The sequence below is a fragment of the Lacicoccus kunmingensis DSM 17847 genome (assembly GCF_059568765.1).
In genome coordinates this window covers 13,501-30,185 of the sequence record NZ_JCANUC010000014.1, presented here as the reverse complement: position 1 = coordinate 30,185, position 16,685 = coordinate 13,501, and the positions used below count along the sequence as shown (strand labels likewise).

The window sequence follows — 16,685 nt, the reverse complement described above, 5'->3', positions numbered from 1 at the left end:
GGGGCATAAAATGGAAGCTCGACCGAAAATGAAAATTCCGAAGTCGACTCCCGAAAAACTCGCAAACATTGTCGGATACAGTGTATTTATCGGTGCCGTCGTTTACGTGGCACTCACATTCGCATCCCTGTCAGAGAATATACCAATGCAGTTCGGTCCCGGCGCCGAGATAAACCGATACGGCTCGCCTTATGAGCTGCTCGTTCTCGTGGCCATCCAGCTTTTTCTCATTATATTTATGGAAATACTGGAAAGGATGCCTCATGTACACAACTATCCCGACCGGATGAATGAGTCAAATATCGAAGACTTTTATTTGAACAGCAGGCAGATAGTGAATTTCTCGAAAAACGGTGTAATGCTCATATTTGCTGTCATATTTATCGAAGTCATCAGTTATGGCCTTAACGGCGAAACCTCCTTCGGGATCTACCTGCTGCCGCTCATTCTTATTATTTCACTCGGCCCAGTAGTCTGGGGACTGAAGGAACGCAGGAAAATAAAATGATTGTCCTTGGACACGACACAGAATATTTTCTCAAGTGCATGCCATAACCGGCGTCCAAATGCATGAAACACGTGATTTCGACAGGTTCATGTCATTTCTCCTCCATTTATGATACCAAATGCATCTTGTCCGCCTTCATGCCACATCAATGAAAACTCCCAAAAGAAAAAGCACAACCCGCCCCCAGGTTGTGCTTTCGATCAAAATCAGTTTATGCTTTTTCAACTACAATAGTATCATTTACGATTTTCGCAGTGACTTTCTCTATGTTGTCCTCTTCCAGAATCAAGTCTGTCAGCTGGTCTTCGATTTTATCCTGTATGACACGTCTCAGTGGTCTTGCACCAAAGCGCTTGTCATATCCCATCTTGACCAATTTTTTCTTAGCTGCATTTGTTACTGTCATTTCTATACCATTTTCTTTGACCATTTCGTTCAACTCTTCAAGCATCAGATCAATAATCAGAAGCAGATTGTCCTCTGACAGTTCATTGAAGTTGATGATGGCATCGAATCTGTTCAGGAATTCCGGTTTGAAGAAGTCGCTCAAGTTTTCCAATGTGGAAACTGCGTCGCTTTCATCCATTCCGAACCCGACACTATTGTTGTTGACGCCTGTGCCTGCGTTACTTGTCATGATGATGACAGTTTCCTTGAAGCTGACGGTTCTGCCGTGTGAATCTGTCAGATGGCCGTCTTCCATAATCTGCAGGAACATGTTCTGCACGTCAGGGTGTGCTTTTTCGATTTCATCCAAGAGGACGATGTTGTAAGGATTGTGTCTGACAGTTTCAGTCAGCTGTCCCGCATCGTCGTGGCCGACATATCCCGGCGGTGAACCGATGATTTTGGACACACTGTGACTTTCCATATACTCACTCATGTCGAGTCGTATCAGTGATTCACGTGTACCAAACAGTTCTTCAGCCAGTGCTTTGGTCAGCTCTGTCTTACCGACACCTGTCGGACCGACAAAGAGGAATGAACCGATTGGACGGTATTTCGATTTGAGTCCGGCTCTCGATCTGCGGACGGCTTTTGCGACCTTCTCGACCGCTTCTTCCTGTCCGATGACCTTAGAGCCGAGATTGCTCTGAATCTCACGCATTTTCTCCTGCTCGTCTTTTTGAAGTTTCGTTACGGGAATACCCGTTTTCTCTTCAACAATCAGTTCAACGTCGGATACATCAACATCGATGACCTGCTCACTCTCTCCTGACTGGGATTTCGTAAGCTGCTTTTCAAGCTGCATTTCCTGATATCTCAAGTTTGCCGCTTTTTCATAATCCTCTTCTTCCGCTGCAGCTTTCTTGTCCGTTCTGACCTTTTCAAGCTGAGTTTCAATGGAATCAGAATCTTTCTCTGCATTCGCCAGGTTCAGTCTTGAGCCGACAACGTCCATCAGGTCAATCGCCTTATCCGGCAGGAACCTGTCCTGGATATAACGGTGTGAAAGATTGACGAATGATTGAATCACTTCATCAGAGTATTTTACTTCGTGGAATCTTTCATATCTGTCTTTAATGCCGTTCAGAATCTGCACTGATTCTTCAAGCGTCGGTTCTTTCACCGTAATCGGCTGCAGACGGCGTTCCAGTGCTGCGTCTTTTTCAATCTGACGGTACTCTTTCAGTGTCGTTGCACCGATCAGCTGCATTTCACCGCGTGCAAGCGCCGGTTTTAAGATGTTGCCTGCATCCATTTGTGAACTTTCCGCAGTACCCGCACCAACAATCAGGTGAATTTCATCGATGAATACAATCACATCTTCACGCTGCTTAAGCTCTTCAATCAGCTGTTTCATACGCTCTTCGAATTGACCTCTGATGCCTGTATTGGCAACGAGTGAAGCCACATCCAAAATGTACACTTCTTTATCCATCAATTTAGTCGGAATATCACCTTCGACGATTTTAACTGCCAGTCCTTCGGCAATTGCCGTCTTACCGACACCCGGCTCACCGATGAGCACCGGATTGTTTTTATTACGTCTGTTCAGTGTTTCTATCACTTGTTTGACTTCCTGATCACGGCCGATAACCGGATCTATTTGATTCCCGCGTGCTTTATCTGTTAAGTTCGTACCAAGCTCATCAAGCAGACCATCCTGTTCCGGTTCTTTCGTCTGAGTTCTGGCACCTGCTTTTTGTCCGCCGTTGCCCTGGTTGAAATTGTTATATTCCTGTCCGCCAAATCCATCTCCACTGAAAAAACTGTTTGGGTTCATTGATTGTGATTTTACTTCCTGGAAGCATGCATTACATAAATGTACTTGCATTTTCTGGTTGTTTATATTCATTGCTAAATTAACATTTGCATCATTTATACCACAATTTTGACATTTCATGATTAAATGCCTCCTTTATTTAATTCATAAATAGTCATTTATTTGACTTTGACTATCTTTGACTATAATTATATTATAATGACCTTTAACCAGAAAATCAACAGTGATGCTCATACAAATAAAAGACCCCACCAACGCCGTTGGTAAGGCCTTTTGATACAGTTTTAACCTGCCGGTTCATCATCTAATTGTTCAAAATCCATCACTTTAAATCCCTTTGTCGTATTGAAAATCTCGTACTCAACAGTCGCTTTGCGCATACCGTTTGATGTTGCATGGGAATATTCACGCGAGGCAGTAACATAGTAGACAGAATCCCGCTCCTCGATATCCAGTATCTCTATATTATGGTTTTCGTGATCTCTGAAGCTGCCGCTCTCTTTATTATTGATAATTATTCCACCGTTCTCGGACGATGGCTCCGTATAATCAAATACCTCTTCATTCTCATCATTAAAATAATCCTCGAGACTCGACAAATATCCTTCCATCATCGCAGTAAGTGTCTCTTCCGTGTATTCATCCACCCCGCCGAGCGATTCATTATACGCTTCTACATCAATCGGCTGTTCATTTTTCGTCATGACATCCGCCATCAGCTCGCCATTTTCATCTTCATGCATCCAGAACACACCAGCAAGCGCCATCTCTTCACCTTGATCCAGCACATACTCCATAAAGTGATATCCGCTCACCGGGCCCTCTTCCGGCTCATGGGCATCCACATCCGGCTCACCGAGCGCCGCCACCACTTCATCATACGAAACCCCCGCATAATACATCACATTTTCAACGACCACTTCATCCGGACTCACATCCATCGTCGCCAGCTCATCTTTGCCGTACGGCCCCGGTACCGAGTACACGACACCTAAATTATCGTATATCGTCACCGCTCTTCCATGTCCAGGGTAAATAAAGTCATATTGCCCGTGAAGGTCTTCGACTTCAGTCTGCGTCATGCCTTCAGTAATCACCTCCTGCTCAAATGACAGGCCGTCTTCCGGATAATTTGGTGCCATCAGACGTTTCTGTGTATCAGCGTTGTTAATATCGAATTCAGTTGCTGCCGCTTCCGACTCATCAGCGTTTCCCGGACTTTCCTCAACTGTCTCCTCTTCAGATTCAGCTTCTTCCGGCTGTTCCTCTACAGAACTGTCGCTGCCATCCTCGGTGTCTTCACTCTCCGCTTCTTCTGAGGCACCCTCTTCTGTTGATGATTCTTCTGATGTTTCCTGTTCGCCCGATTCCTCTTCTGAATTTCCATTGTAACTGTCGGTCTCTGCACTTTCTTCCGGTGTTGCACTTTCCTCTGTTTCCGTCGCTTCTTCATTTTCAACCGGCGTATCAGAGTCCTCTCCATTTCCACAGGCTGCAGTAATCATTAATGCGCCCATCATCAGCATTAAAATTCTCAGCATCGTTCCACTCCTTTGTTTTCGTCTTTTATTCATTGTATAATAGATTAGATATTCAAGAAAATCTTTAAGGAGACTGGTATGTCGTTCAAATTGACTAGAAAAACCAGCTGGTTCGGCAGTGCGACAGGTATGGAAGTGCATATAAATGATGAAGAAGTTGAGAAAATCTACAGACTGGAAGAAAAGACTTACGAACTGAAAAAGGAACCGTCCACTTTGAAAGTCACCCAGCAGGGCATGAAAAGTAATGAGCTGAAAGTTTATCATAATGACAATATAAAACTGACGACGAGTAAGAAGTACACCAGAATCTTCACCACTTTCTTCGTACTGCTTATGGCAGTCATATTTTTTGTCAATGACTTCCTGACTTCAACTGCGATCATCGTCTTTTTAAGTATTGCGGTATTTTATTACTTATCAAAAATTGATGCTTTTGTACTTGAGTTGGTGATGGATAAGAAAGAAGATAATTGAATCATCCAATAAAAAAGTCCGGAATCTCAAATGATAAACTTGAGATTCCGGACTTTATTTTAATACCCGACCAGTGTCACATATAGGAATGCAATCACTACCATCACACTGAAACATATGATGTAGTATTTATTCGGTGACTTTTCATCTTCATCAGGCAGTCTCTGCAGCAGCGACCCGATCGCTCCGCCGCCGACCAGTGCAAGCAGCACAGAGCCGATCATTCTTGGAAATGTATAGAATGTGATGACTTCCATGATCAAGTATAAAAAGACGAACAATGCGACACCCAGCAGACTGGCAATGACATATTTCTTAGTATTTGGATTCGGCATTATTTCCTCCTGTTTTGATTCTTATGATATTTTTTATTGATGAAATCCACTTTGAATACTTGATTGAACAATATTCTGATGACGATGACCCCGCCGACGATCGTCAGTGGAATGACCCAGACCGGCTGGGCATAAAACCATTCGGACATGACAGTCGTGATTAAAAGATATGAGACGACCACCCATATCAAACCCAGTACCATCGAAGTGATATTTAATCTTTCCATTTTAAAATTCCTTTCAACTACTCTTCAGCAATATCGATGAACTGCTGAATCAGTTCATAATTTAACATTGGATTACTCGCCTGGTTCGTCGTCCCGGTGATATATAAATCCAGTTCTCTGTTATAAAAAGCGAAACTGCCGTTTATACCGGCGTGGCCCGACAGCGGATGCATATCAAGGACAGGCATTTCAGCCGACACATCGAAATTCATAAAGCCGTTGCCGTACTGATGAAAATAAAACTGAATGTCCTCCAGGGAATCAGTGTCTATAAATGATTCATCGAACATCCCGCCGTTAAAAAACGACTTCAAAAATGTCATCAGGTCACCGGACGTGCTGATGAGACCGCCGCTCGCACGCATGTTTTCGAGTATCGAGGTGATATCCCGCGCCTCGCCGTTTACGACAACCGGCGGGACTTCACTGCCTTCTTCCGCAAGAAAGGTGTCTTCCAGTTCAAGCGGCTCGAATATATACTGTTCATATTGGGATTCCAGATTATCGTCTGACACCCGCTCAATGATTTCTCCCAATATATCGTAATTGATATCTGCGTAATATGCACTTTCACCATTTATGAACCTCGCACCCTTCTCTTTGGCGCTGTCCAGTTTCGATGTAAAAGTGAAGGCGTTACCGTTATCAATCGATTCCTCTACCAAAGTCAGACCCTCCGTCTCACTTTCAGCATATGCGGGCAGCCCTGTCGTCTGGCTGATCAGCTGATGGATAGTGATGGATTCACTGTACTCAGTACCATCATATACATGGAGGCCGGAGTATTCTTCCGGCGTCAAATACATATCAACCGTATCATCCAGCGTTATAAAACCATCTTCCGCCATCTGGAATATGACACTTGCGGTGAACATCTTCGTCACACTCGCAATGCTGAACGGTTCGTCCACCTCCAGATTGCCGGAAGCAGCATGGATAACTTCGTCGCCCTGCTCAATATGAAATACTGCACCATATAGATCGTCGTAATCTATTTGTTCAAAAAGAAGATTTTCAACTTGTTCGTCTTTATCCAGTGATTCAAACGCTATGTAGTCTGACACTTCCTGATGAGGTAAAAATCCGATGATTAAAGCACTGATTAAAATATTCAATTGACCCATCAAAAAGTTCAATACCGACACCTCTTACTTTTTCTTTCTCAGAGCAACCGCCTGCTCAACCACATTCGTCATCTGTTTACCCAGAAAATAGGCGACACCTAAAGCCACCAGCAGTAGTATACCTAAAATGACGACATGCGGACGTTCAGCAAAGATCGTATCGATCAGTGCATTACCGACAAAATAAAAAATCACGGCAAGCACACTGAATAGACCCAAATGCGTCAACTCTCTATGAAATTCCTTCATTTTGATCATCCTTATATTCATCTCTTTCCTTCATTATAAAGGAATGTCCGGGATTCATCATTAAAATCCCGGACATTTATACTTTTTATTCAGTCTGATCTTTTCTGATCAGTTTCTGGTCTTTAATTTTAAAAACCTCATCTGAAACGCGTGTGATGAATTCATGGTCATGCGAAGTCACAATCACCATGCCCTGGTAGGCATTGATAAATGCTTCCAGTGCCTCTATCGTCTTCAAATCGATGAAGTTCGTCGGTTCATCGAGCAACAATCCCAGTTTGTAATTCGACAGTGTCTCCGTCAATCGCAGTTTCGTTTCCTCGCCCCCGCTCAAACCGATATTATCCGGAACGTTGAAATGGCTGAGCAGCTTGAACTCAATTTCCTCTGATATGGATTCAGCCACATCATCTATCTGGGCAAAATAATTAAAGTCCGTTTCCCGCCGGACCTCGCCGTTATCAGGTGCCAGACTATCGTTGATTATTTTGAGCAACGTGGATTTTCCGGTGCCGTTCGGACCGACAATCGCGATTTTATCGCCGACATACGCCGACAACTCTTCAATTTCAAAGAGATCTTTATTTCCAAAACTTTTAGTGATATTTGTCAATTTTACAGTCAGTTCATTCATTTAGTTTGCACTCCTTGACGTCTGCAAACTAATTTTTCCCACAAAAAAGAGACAGCCCAAGGACTATCTCTTAATTTAAGTATTAAAAAAGGCATACTTATCCAAATAAGAAAATAGTTTTCCAGACTTTTGAATTTCATATTTAATTATAGATTCAAAAGTCCGTTCCAAGTTCTTGGTATCATTATGGATAAAGCCTCCGTTCATTAAATAGTGTATATTTATAATATCATATTTTACATATTGAAGAAAGGTGAATTCAAGGTGGGGTTTCCGGCTACAGCTGGGTGTACGCCTGAATCATGTCTGCATAATGGATATATGCATAAGTAGGGAAATCCACACTCACCGTGAAATACAGATCGCCGTTGCTGTAGATGATATCGTCACCGAGGGCATAGACATACACCGCCATCGTGTTGTCCCCGGCATCTACCGGAATCAACGTCTGTGTAATCGTTGCTTCATTGATTTTCATCTCACCAATGGTAAATACCTGGGGGTCGTGGGTCGCCTGAAGGTCTGTCAATGTGTTGATGCCTTCAAGTTCATCCGCCTTTGTCGCCTCACTCAGAGCCACTTCATGAAAACCCGGCGCGATGGACGAATGAATCAGATGATCTTCACTGTTAAAAAAATAGGTCACATCCGCCATGATGAACGGTTCACCATTGTCATGAGCGAGTTCATCATCCGGAAAATGATAGACGATGAGCGTATCCCCATTTTCCAGTTCAACAGAATCCGGCTCGATATCCATATCCGCCATCATCTCCTCGATTTCCTCACGGGTCGACCCTTCACTTTCCGGGTCCGCAACATCCTTCAATGCATATTCACCGGTCATCTCCTGATACTTCTCCCAGACGCTCTGCCCGATTTCATTGGTGAATGTATCTTCCTTGACCATTTCAAATCCCGGCTTATCCTCGCTCGCACCCGCCGCATCAAAATCTTCTGCTTCGATTGACTCCTCCGTGACATCACCCAGCTCCTCTTCGGAATCAGAAACAGAATTTGCATCAGCAGATACAGAACCACCCGGCAATCCTTCATCTGCAGAAGAATCGCCGTCCTCTTCAGTTGCATCCGCTTCTTTCCATGAACCACCCTGCTCAGGCACCTGTTCCTCAGGCGGCTCTTCCTCTTCTTCCTGCTGAGGCCACTTTTCCTCCTCATCAGACTCCTCTGTTTCTTCCGTTTCTTCTACAGGGGCCTCATCCTCTTCTTCTACATCATTATCACCACAGGCTGCGAGCAATAATATACTCAGTGGCAACATAAATTTCTTCAACATCGACGACTCTCCCATCCGAAAAAATATTTTATGTAACTTACCACTATTATACATATCTATATAAAAATTATGTAAAAAATCCCAAATTAATTTAAAAGAATAAACAATGGATTTCATTATTAAAATAAACTGCTTTCAGAATGATGAAATCAGCCCGGATATCGTCACGCCCTCTCATTTTGTATGGGTTAACGCACATGCCGCCCTGAATCTTGGCTCGGCCAGTCTGCTTATCTATGTAGACGAGCAAGTCATTCCGCCCTCCTTTTGTAGCCGGCTTTTATTCAGCAATCAAAAAACTGCCGGACCCATACGGATTCCGGCAGCTTCATGCGTTTTATTCTGTTGCGCCGACGTAGTCGGCAAGCCGGTATAAATTGAGGATCAGCGCACGCTCTTGCACAGTCTGATCGACACCGCCGGGTACATTTCGGCAGACAACCTTCACTTCTGTCTCGCTGCCCTGATCGATCAACGTCCACTCCTGCGCCATGACACCTTTGTACTGGTCATCTTCCGTATCAAACTCGATATCGAGGACAACTCTGCTGTAAGGGTTCAAAGTTTTGAAGATTCCTGTAAAGCGGTCCACGTTATCGGCTGTTTTTCCAGCTTCTTCTTCTTCATCATCATAAATCAGATTGACGATAAACCTTCCGCCTTCTGTCGGATCGAACGACTCAACTTCATTCGTCATATCATTCGGTGTATACCAGCTTTTGAATGCTTCTTCCTTTATGAATGCCTGGTACAAACGCTCCTGCGGTGCACTGATCAACAAATTTGCTTCGTCAATTCTTTCAGCCATCAGTTCAGCCTCCTCGCTAATATGTCTACTTCATCTCTACCCTACTTCAGCCAGCCTTTATCAATCGCTTTTGAAATGGCTTCGATTCTGTTTTTCGCATCCAGTTTATCGAGTACTATCGAGACGTAGTTTCTGACAGTACCGTTGGACAGATTGAGTTTTTCGGCAATTTTTTTTGTCGGTTCACCGTTCGCCAGATGCTGGACGATTTCCTGTTCACGTTTTGTCAGAGGGTTATCCAGCTCAAAGGCAACTTCAATCAGTTCGGGAGAGTAGATTCGCTTCCCTTTCATAATCTGCCGTATCGACTGGGCGAGGGTTTCACTCGGGCTGTCTTTTAAAAGGTAGCCACGTACATTGGCCTTTTTTGCCCTTTCAAAATAACCCGGCCGTAAAAATGTCGTTAAGATGATCACTTTGCAGTCGTGATCCATTAAATGTTCAGCTGCTTCCAGTCCGGTCATTACCGGCATTTCAATATCCATCAGACATATATCAGGGTCCAGCTTTTCAACCAATTTCAATGCCTCTTCGCCGTTAGCCGCCTTGCCCACCACTTCGATATCTTCTTCCATATCCAAAAGCGAACCTAAAGCGCCCAGCAGCATATTCTGGTCTTCGGCCATCACAACTTTGATCATACTAACCCTCCTCAATCTCTTTCAACACTTTCGGTACCGCGATGTTTATTTCAAACCCATCAGATGAATTGACCGCCTGGAACTCACCGTTGATGAATGACAGACGCTCTTTCATACCCGCCAGACCGTTTCCGTAAATAAAGTTCATGTCCTCTGTTTTTCCATCATCTGTCACTTTAAGCAGGATATCGCCCTTCGTCTCGGTCAAATCTATATAACAGTTCGAAGCTTTCGAATGCTTTACCACATTGTTCACCGATTCCCTTACGCACATGCTTAAAATGTTTTCTATCAGCATCGGCGCATCTTCAATATCGACATCCATATTGACCTCGCTGTTTATGCCTGACATGTTCAATATATTTTCTACCACATGCAGCTCTTCTTTTAAACTGACATGTTTCATATTACTGATCATTTCCCGCACTTCTTTTAACGCATGTCTCGAAGTCCTTTGTATATCTGCCAGCTCTTCTTTGGCTTTGGCAGAGTCTTTATCTATGAGTTTCGATGCCAGTTCACTCTTCAGGCCGACCATCGATAATTTCTGTCCCAGTGTATCATGCAGATCCCGTGCAATTCTGTGACGCTCGTTGACAATCGCAAGCTCCGCAATTCTCTGGTGCGCAATTTCAAGTTCGCCTTCCAACTCTTCAGTCTGGATTCGGCTGCGTTTACCGATGGGGATCAGAATGACCCCGAGCACCGTCATAACCATAAACGGCAGATGATTCAGGAACAAAGTGTAGTTATCCATGAATCCGAGAACCATGGCGCTAATCGTCGTCACCAGATGAATGACATACATCGAAATGAATCCCGCTTTACTCCTTATAATCCCGACATAAAATGCGATGAATAAGGCAAAGTACACATAGCCGAATAAAACAGTCATGATAATATTGATTGCGAACTCCAGACTGAGGCCGATATATATTCTCGGGCCTTTCTCGTTATAGGTCAGCCAGAATATCGCAAAGAACAGCAGCGTGGCAATCACACCAAAAACGATCTCCATCGACGCTGTGGACCGGAATATAAAATAAAACGGCAATACACAGAAAATGATCCATATATATAAACTGAGTCCTGTGTTTTTAGCGAAAATATGATACCAGTCTCTCATTCTGAATGCCTTCCTTCATTGATTTGTTTAATTGTAACAGTTTGAACGTGTAATAACATCGATTTCCTTTGCAGCCGTGCCTACCGGGCGGTGTGGCAGCCACTTATTCGATTTGAGCCCATGAAAAATTCATTATAAATCGGATTCAAACATCAAAAACGATTTGAATCCCACAAATGAAGCTCTCAAATCGGATTCACACATCAAAAACGATTTGAATCGCACAAAATAGATAATCAAATCGGAATCCATACTTATAACCGATTTGAAGAGCTGAATACTCTCACTCAAATCGAAACGCCGCCCACCGTCACAGCCCCGCCAATTAAAATAAGACCACTAAAATCCTGAGATTTTCAGTGGTCCTATATAAATATTCATTTTAGTGGGTGGTCGGTTGTGAGACCTTGCCATTTGCGAGCTGTTTCTTCAACTGTTTGAAAGAGATGAACACTTTGTTGTCTTCATCATACAATCTGAACTTTATTGACTCCAGACTTGTCTTCAAAGTGATCGTCGTCGCCTTATGGAGCGGCGGCGTGTTGGCATGCGCCTCTTCCAGATGATAGTTCGGCACTCTCGGCGCCAGATGGTGGACATGGTGGTAGCCGATGCTGCCAGTCATCCACTCGAGCCATTTCGGCAATTTGTAATAGGAACTGCCGTCGACTGCCGCTTTTACAAAATCCCATTCCGACTCATTTTCAAAATAGGAATCTTCAAACTGGTGCTGGACGTAGAACAGCCAGATGCCTGCTGCGCCTGCGATATATGCAATCGGCAGCTGGACCATCAATAATACATGCCAGCCTAAAGTGAAGCCGATCAAAAGATACGCACTGATTAAAATCAATGTAATCAGATGCGTGTTCAGACGCTCTTTCCTCTTCGCCTCTTTACGGTTGAAACGGTTCGCACTTAAGAACAGGTGCAGCGGTCCGAGTCCGAACATGATGATCGGATTTCTGTACAGACGATACTGTAACTTTTTCCATTTGCTCGCTTCTTCGTATTCTTTCACCGTCATCACCCAGATGTCGCCGATACCGCGTTTGTCGAGGTTACCGCTTGTCGCGTGATGCATGGCGTGTTCGGTTTTCCATCTGTGATAGGCAAAATGCGTAATGACGCCTGTAAATGTACCAAAGAAATCATTGAGCTTTTTATTTTTAAAGAATGATCCATGAGCGCAATCATGGAAAATTATAAATGTACGGATCATAAAGCCTGCCGCCAAAATACTGAACGGTAAGCTCAGCCAAAATGAAATGCTGAGTGACTGGTATGCCAGAATCCATAAGACGAAAAATGGCAATATGGTATTGAGCAGCTGGATGATGCTTGTTCTGGTCTGCGATTTCGCATACGGCATGACTGCTTTTCTGAGCTGTGCCTGTTTTTGTTTTGTCATTTGCTCCATCTCCCTGTAATCTAATCAAATATAATTATGAATGATGGATTAACAATCCGACAGATTGATTTGTCAGGACTTATATATGACATTTGTCATGTTTCAGGTTTTTATGGCCATTCCACAGGGAATCCGGCATCTTTAGCAAATGTTTTTACATCAGTCTGTTCCGGCTCAAATGATATTTCCTTATCAGTGTCAAGAAAATAAAGAGCATATTGAACGGTGGAGGCGACACCTGACTTCAATACATCTTCATCGATATCAAACTTCGAGTTATGGTGATCCGCACCAGTCCCCTTGTCTTTATTTTCAATGCCCAGAAATGCAAACACGCCCGGTAAATATTTCTGATACAGTGCGAACGGCTCTGAGGCCATCCAAGCCGGATAATTATAAAGACACGTTTCACCGATTGAATCTTTCACCGCTTCAGACGCAATCTCTGCACAGTCTTCCTGATTATAGACCGATAAGTTCATCGCTTTCGGCGGAATGATGTATTCGTATGTACAATCATGGAGTGCGGCGATCTGATCCAGTTTATCTTTGAATTCCTGCGCCCCCCTCACGCCCTGATCATAATGAAGGAACCGGTATGTACCTTTGAAATTCAGACTGTCAGGAATGACGTTGTGACTGGAACCGGCGTTGACACTGCCGATTGAAAATGTAATGGCTTTAAATGGATCAAGGGCGTTCATCCGGCTGGATTTCAAATGATTATAAAAATCAGTGAACACATCCACCGGCGTATTTGCGAGGTCCGGCCTCGCGCCGTGACCGCCGTTGCCGTCTATTCTGACATCAAACATGAAGGCGCCTGCCATCCTCGGCCCCGGGTCGACGGATATTTTCCCGGACGGGATATCGGATTTCAAATGGATGCCCCATACACCGTCAGCACCGATTTCAAGAATTCTAGACAATATGCCGACAATCCCCCGGCCGTTTTCCTCACCCTGTTCAAAAGCAAGTATCACCCGCCCGTTCAATCGGTCTTTATTTTCAGAAAGGATTTTCGCCGCACCGAGCAGCATGGCGGTATGCCCGTCATGGCCGCACATATGCGCCGCACCGTCATTTTTGGAGACGACCGTCTTTTCACCTTTAAGATTGTTTTTATTTTCAGTCATGGGGAGTGCGTCCATATCAGCCCTTAAAACCAATGTTTTACCCGGATGCGTGCCTTCTATAGTGGACAACACACCGCCGTTTTTAATGACTTCGGAAGAAAGACCCATCTTCTCAAGCTCGGCCGCGAGCAGTCCGATCGTCCGGTCCTCCTCGCCGCTCACTTCCGGATGTTCATGTAAATCTCTTCTGATATCAATCACGTAATCTTCAATCGCTTCGGCCAATTTCAAACTGTTCAATTCAGGCAAAGACATGAAGACACCCCTTCCGTTTTTAATTTACTTCAAGTCTTCAAATTGAGCGCTGATTCTTTCAAGCGCCTCTTTGATCATCGGTCTCGGGGAAGGCAGACAGATCCTTTGGAAACCCCTGCTGTCTTCACCGAACATATCCCCGTCTTCAAGGAGGACATTCGCTTTATTATAGATCCGGTCATGGACCGCTTCAGGGCTGAGACCATACCCGCTGAAGTCCAGCCACATGACGTAAGTGCCTTCCGGAATCTGGAACTGGACCTTTGGCATATTCTCTTTTAAAAATGAGGCTGTGAAATCCACCGTGTCATCCAGGTAGCCATTCAGCTGTTCCAGCCACTCATCGCCTTCATTGTAGGCAGCAATCAGCGCGGCAATCGTAAACGGCGATGGCATCTGCATGCCCAGCTCATTTTTGAACTGCGCCCGTCTGTCCGGGTTTGTAATGATAATATTCGAGCAGTGCAGACCCGCCACGTTGAATGTCTTATTGATCGCGGTCAAAGTGATAATATGCGCAGTGTCCTGAACCAGTGCGGCAACCGGCGTAAACTGACTGCCCTTCCGGACGATGTCTCCGTGAATTTCGTCGGCGACGAGCATCACATTATTTTCCCTGCAAATATCCGACAGCCGAATCAAATCCTCATCACTGAAAATTCTGCCCGTCGGATTATGCGGGTTGCATAAAATAAACATCTTCGTACTACCGAGTTTCGCTTTTTCCTCAAAATCTTCAAAATCGATCTGGTACTTGCCCGCTTCATCCTGTTTCAGATGGTTGTTGAGAAGCACTCTTTCATTTCCTTCCACCGCACTTGCGAACGGCGGATAGGACGGTCTTTGAATGATGATGCCGTCACCCGCATCGGTAAATGCAGTCACAACCTTATTTACAGCGAGTACCGTCCCCGGGCAATAAACAATCTCCTCCTTCTGAATCGTCCAGTCATGTTTCCTTGCAAACCAGTTTTGAATCGCTGAATAATATTCTTCAGGAAAAATCGAATAGCCAAAAATTCTGTGGTCCACTGTCGCATACAGTGCATCAACGACCGGCTGAGGCGCCGGCAGGTCCATATCCGCTGTAAATAATGGAATCGTATCCTCATCATATCTTTCGGTCAGACCCATCTCCTTGATCAAGTCTCCGCCGTCCCATTTGACGGAATATGTACCCCGTCTGTTAATCGGTTCATCAAAGTTATAAATCATAAATCCATCCCCTTTCGTATTTTCGTTTAATAACGCCCGTTAGTTCTGATTTTAGCAGTGACCGGTGATTTATCAATAAATCCGACCCGCTGCACCGGAGGACGATTGTTATATGCTTATCACATATGGGTATGAGATGAATAACAACGTTACGAAAAAATAAATTCGGGAGGGCTTTTAAATGAAGTATGGTATATCGATTACAACAATCATCGTGATTATCTTTGTACTGATCATTTTATTCAACAACTAAAAAACCGCCGGGCCGCTTAAAAACGGCCTGACGGTTTTTATTATTTTAATCCTTCTTCGCTTTGCCGATACCTTTAAATATCATCCCTATAACCAGTGCGATCAAAATTGTTCCGCCACCGAAAATGATGAGTGCATTCATTAATTATTGCACTTCCTTCCGTAAATCATTATTAGTTATGATTTACCTTTTCATTGTTATTTTAAAACATTATAAATAAAAGAAGAGATGCTTTGACACATCTCCGCTTCAAAACTCATATTCTAATGGGCTTTTTCGACAACTTCCACTTTGACCGACTTCATCATTGTTATGGCCACTCCAGTCACAATCACCGCCGCAATGACGACACCATAAACTGCCGGTGCAAAATTCAGGCCGAAACCGAGAATGGATAGTATCCCCGGCCCGATTAGAACTAGTGCAAATATAATTAATCCTAATTTAAAAATCCAATTCCTTTTAATACTTACAACGTCGCCTTTTTCAACTTTAACTCTGTTACCCGCTTCATACAGAAATTCAACACTCATTTCAGCCTCGTCTTCCTTCATTGGAATGACTGCCTGTTCACCGCTCTTCAACTTTCCTTTTTCTTCTTCATTCAATTTCACACTGAGCGGCAGTGCTGATTCAAAGTAACTGTTCGTCCTTCTGACGTGTACCCCTTCAACATCTTCGTCTTCTGTAAGTGCTTCTTCAGCCAATTGACCTGTCCGTTCTATATCATATGATTTCATTATCAGACTAGTCGCCAGAATGATAACAACCACTGCCATTATCACCCACAAATAAGGAAGGATATTCTGTCCAGCCAACAATGCTATGAGCGGTATTAAAACTGCGATAAACATAGCCAGTATTAAAAAGTGACTTGTCTTATTCTGTTTGACTGTAATCACATCGCCCGCTTCCACCGGAATCCTCTCACTTCTGTCATGGAGATATGCCACACTTAACTCCGAATGGTCTTCAGGCATTGATATGACAGTTTCATCACCATTTCTGACCGCCCCCACATCCTGATCTTTCAATTTCACAGTCAGCGGTATCCAACTGTCCAACAAACTTAACGGTCTTTTCACTTTAATTTTCATCATTCTCACATCCTTTGAAAATAAAACAGCCGGAAGCAGAGTGTGAATCACCTCCGCCTGCCGGCTGTCAAAATTAAATAATCAGTAAAAATGTATCGATATTAAAGGTGAAACAGCTCAGGCC

General features: G+C 43.9%; 17 protein-coding genes. 2 read left to right on the top strand and 15 right to left on the bottom strand.

Annotated elements, in window-relative coordinates; genetic code table 11:
• Positions 1 to 10: 10 nt before the first annotated feature.
• Positions 11 to 508 carry an SdpI family protein gene (locus tag BO48_RS12340; RefSeq protein WP_496367755.1) on the top strand — a complete coding sequence of 166 codons (498 nt, stop codon included), beginning with the start codon at positions 11 to 13 and terminating at the stop codon, positions 506 to 508.
• Between the two features lie 211 nt (positions 509 to 719).
• On the opposite strand, the gene BO48_RS12335 is transcribed toward BO48_RS12340, so the two are convergent.
• Together BO48_RS12335 and BO48_RS12330 are read right to left on the bottom strand one after the other, a co-directional pair.
• The gene (locus BO48_RS12335) at positions 720 to 2,855 is read right to left on the bottom strand and encodes an ATP-dependent Clp protease ATP-binding subunit (RefSeq protein WP_496367754.1); all 2,136 of its coding nucleotides are present in this window, start codon (positions 2,853 to 2,855) and stop codon (positions 720 to 722) included.
• A 164-nt stretch (positions 2,856 to 3,019) separates the two neighbouring features.
• A complete protein-coding gene (locus tag BO48_RS12330) occupies positions 3,020 to 4,276 on the bottom strand; it encodes a hypothetical protein (protein WP_496367753.1) in 1,257 nt (418 codons plus the stop codon).
• Positions 4,277 to 4,354: 78 nt separating this feature from the next.
• Between BO48_RS12330 and BO48_RS12325 the strand changes: the two genes are divergently transcribed.
• Positions 4,355 to 4,753, top strand: a complete 399-nt coding sequence (locus tag BO48_RS12325; RefSeq protein ID WP_496367752.1) for a hypothetical protein — start codon at positions 4,355 to 4,357, stop codon at positions 4,751 to 4,753.
• 59 nt (positions 4,754 to 4,812) lie between these two features.
• Here the strand turns inward: BO48_RS12325 and BO48_RS12320 are convergent, their stop codons facing one another.
• The 13 genes from BO48_RS12320 to BO48_RS12260 form a co-directional block, all read right to left on the bottom strand.
• Positions 4,813 to 5,088: a hypothetical protein gene (locus tag BO48_RS12320; RefSeq protein WP_496367751.1), complete on the bottom strand. Its 276-nt coding sequence runs from the start codon at positions 5,086 to 5,088 to the stop codon at positions 4,813 to 4,815.
• Positions 5,088 to 5,315 (bottom strand): hypothetical protein, encoded by a 228-nt coding sequence (locus tag BO48_RS12315; protein ID WP_496367750.1) that lies wholly within the window; start codon positions 5,313 to 5,315, stop codon positions 5,088 to 5,090. Before BO48_RS12315 ends, BO48_RS12320 begins: the two co-directional genes overlap by 1 nt.
• Positions 5,316 to 5,332: 17 nt before the next feature.
• On the bottom strand, positions 5,333 to 6,451 hold the full coding sequence (locus BO48_RS12310; RefSeq protein WP_496367749.1) for a serine hydrolase domain-containing protein: 1,119 nt from the start codon (positions 6,449 to 6,451) through the stop codon (positions 5,333 to 5,335).
• Positions 6,452 to 6,463: 12 nt separating this feature from the next.
• Entirely contained in the window at positions 6,464 to 6,688 is a 225-nt protein-coding gene (locus BO48_RS12305; RefSeq protein ID WP_496367748.1) for a hypothetical protein, read from the bottom strand.
• Positions 6,689 to 6,773: 85 nt separating this feature from the next.
• Positions 6,774 to 7,322 carry an ATP-binding cassette domain-containing protein gene (locus BO48_RS12300; RefSeq protein WP_496367747.1) on the bottom strand — a complete coding sequence of 183 codons (549 nt, stop codon included), beginning with the start codon at positions 7,320 to 7,322 and terminating at the stop codon, positions 6,774 to 6,776.
• A gap of 277 nt (positions 7,323 to 7,599) precedes the next feature.
• Positions 7,600 to 8,619: a hypothetical protein gene (locus BO48_RS12295; RefSeq protein WP_496367746.1), complete on the bottom strand. Its 1,020-nt coding sequence runs from the start codon at positions 8,617 to 8,619 to the stop codon at positions 7,600 to 7,602.
• 337 nt (positions 8,620 to 8,956) lie between these two features.
• Entirely contained in the window at positions 8,957 to 9,427 is a 471-nt protein-coding gene (locus BO48_RS12290) for an SRPBCC domain-containing protein (RefSeq protein WP_496367745.1), read from the bottom strand.
• Between the two features lie 41 nt (positions 9,428 to 9,468).
• On the bottom strand, positions 9,469 to 10,068 hold the full coding sequence (locus BO48_RS12285; protein ID WP_496367744.1) for a response regulator: 600 nt from the start codon (positions 10,066 to 10,068) through the stop codon (positions 9,469 to 9,471).
• 1 nt (position 10,069) lies between these two features.
• Positions 10,070 to 11,194 carry a sensor histidine kinase gene (locus BO48_RS12280; protein WP_496367743.1) on the bottom strand — a complete coding sequence of 375 codons (1,125 nt, stop codon included), beginning with the start codon at positions 11,192 to 11,194 and terminating at the stop codon, positions 10,070 to 10,072.
• Between the two features lie 382 nt (positions 11,195 to 11,576).
• Complete coding sequence (gene desA, locus BO48_RS12275) at positions 11,577 to 12,605, bottom strand: Delta(5) desaturase DesA (protein WP_496367742.1); 1,029 nt, start codon at positions 12,603 to 12,605, stop codon at positions 11,577 to 11,579.
• Between the two features lie 110 nt (positions 12,606 to 12,715).
• A complete protein-coding gene (locus BO48_RS12270) occupies positions 12,716 to 13,996 on the bottom strand; it encodes an amidohydrolase (protein ID WP_496367741.1) in 1,281 nt (426 codons plus the stop codon).
• Between the two features lie 24 nt (positions 13,997 to 14,020).
• Positions 14,021 to 15,211: a MalY/PatB family protein gene (locus BO48_RS12265; RefSeq protein ID WP_496367740.1), complete on the bottom strand. Its 1,191-nt coding sequence runs from the start codon at positions 15,209 to 15,211 to the stop codon at positions 14,021 to 14,023.
• 516 nt (positions 15,212 to 15,727) lie between these two features.
• A complete protein-coding gene (locus tag BO48_RS12260; protein ID WP_496367739.1) occupies positions 15,728 to 16,561 on the bottom strand; it encodes a hypothetical protein in 834 nt (277 codons plus the stop codon).
• Between the last annotated feature and the right edge of the window lie 124 nt (positions 16,562 to 16,685).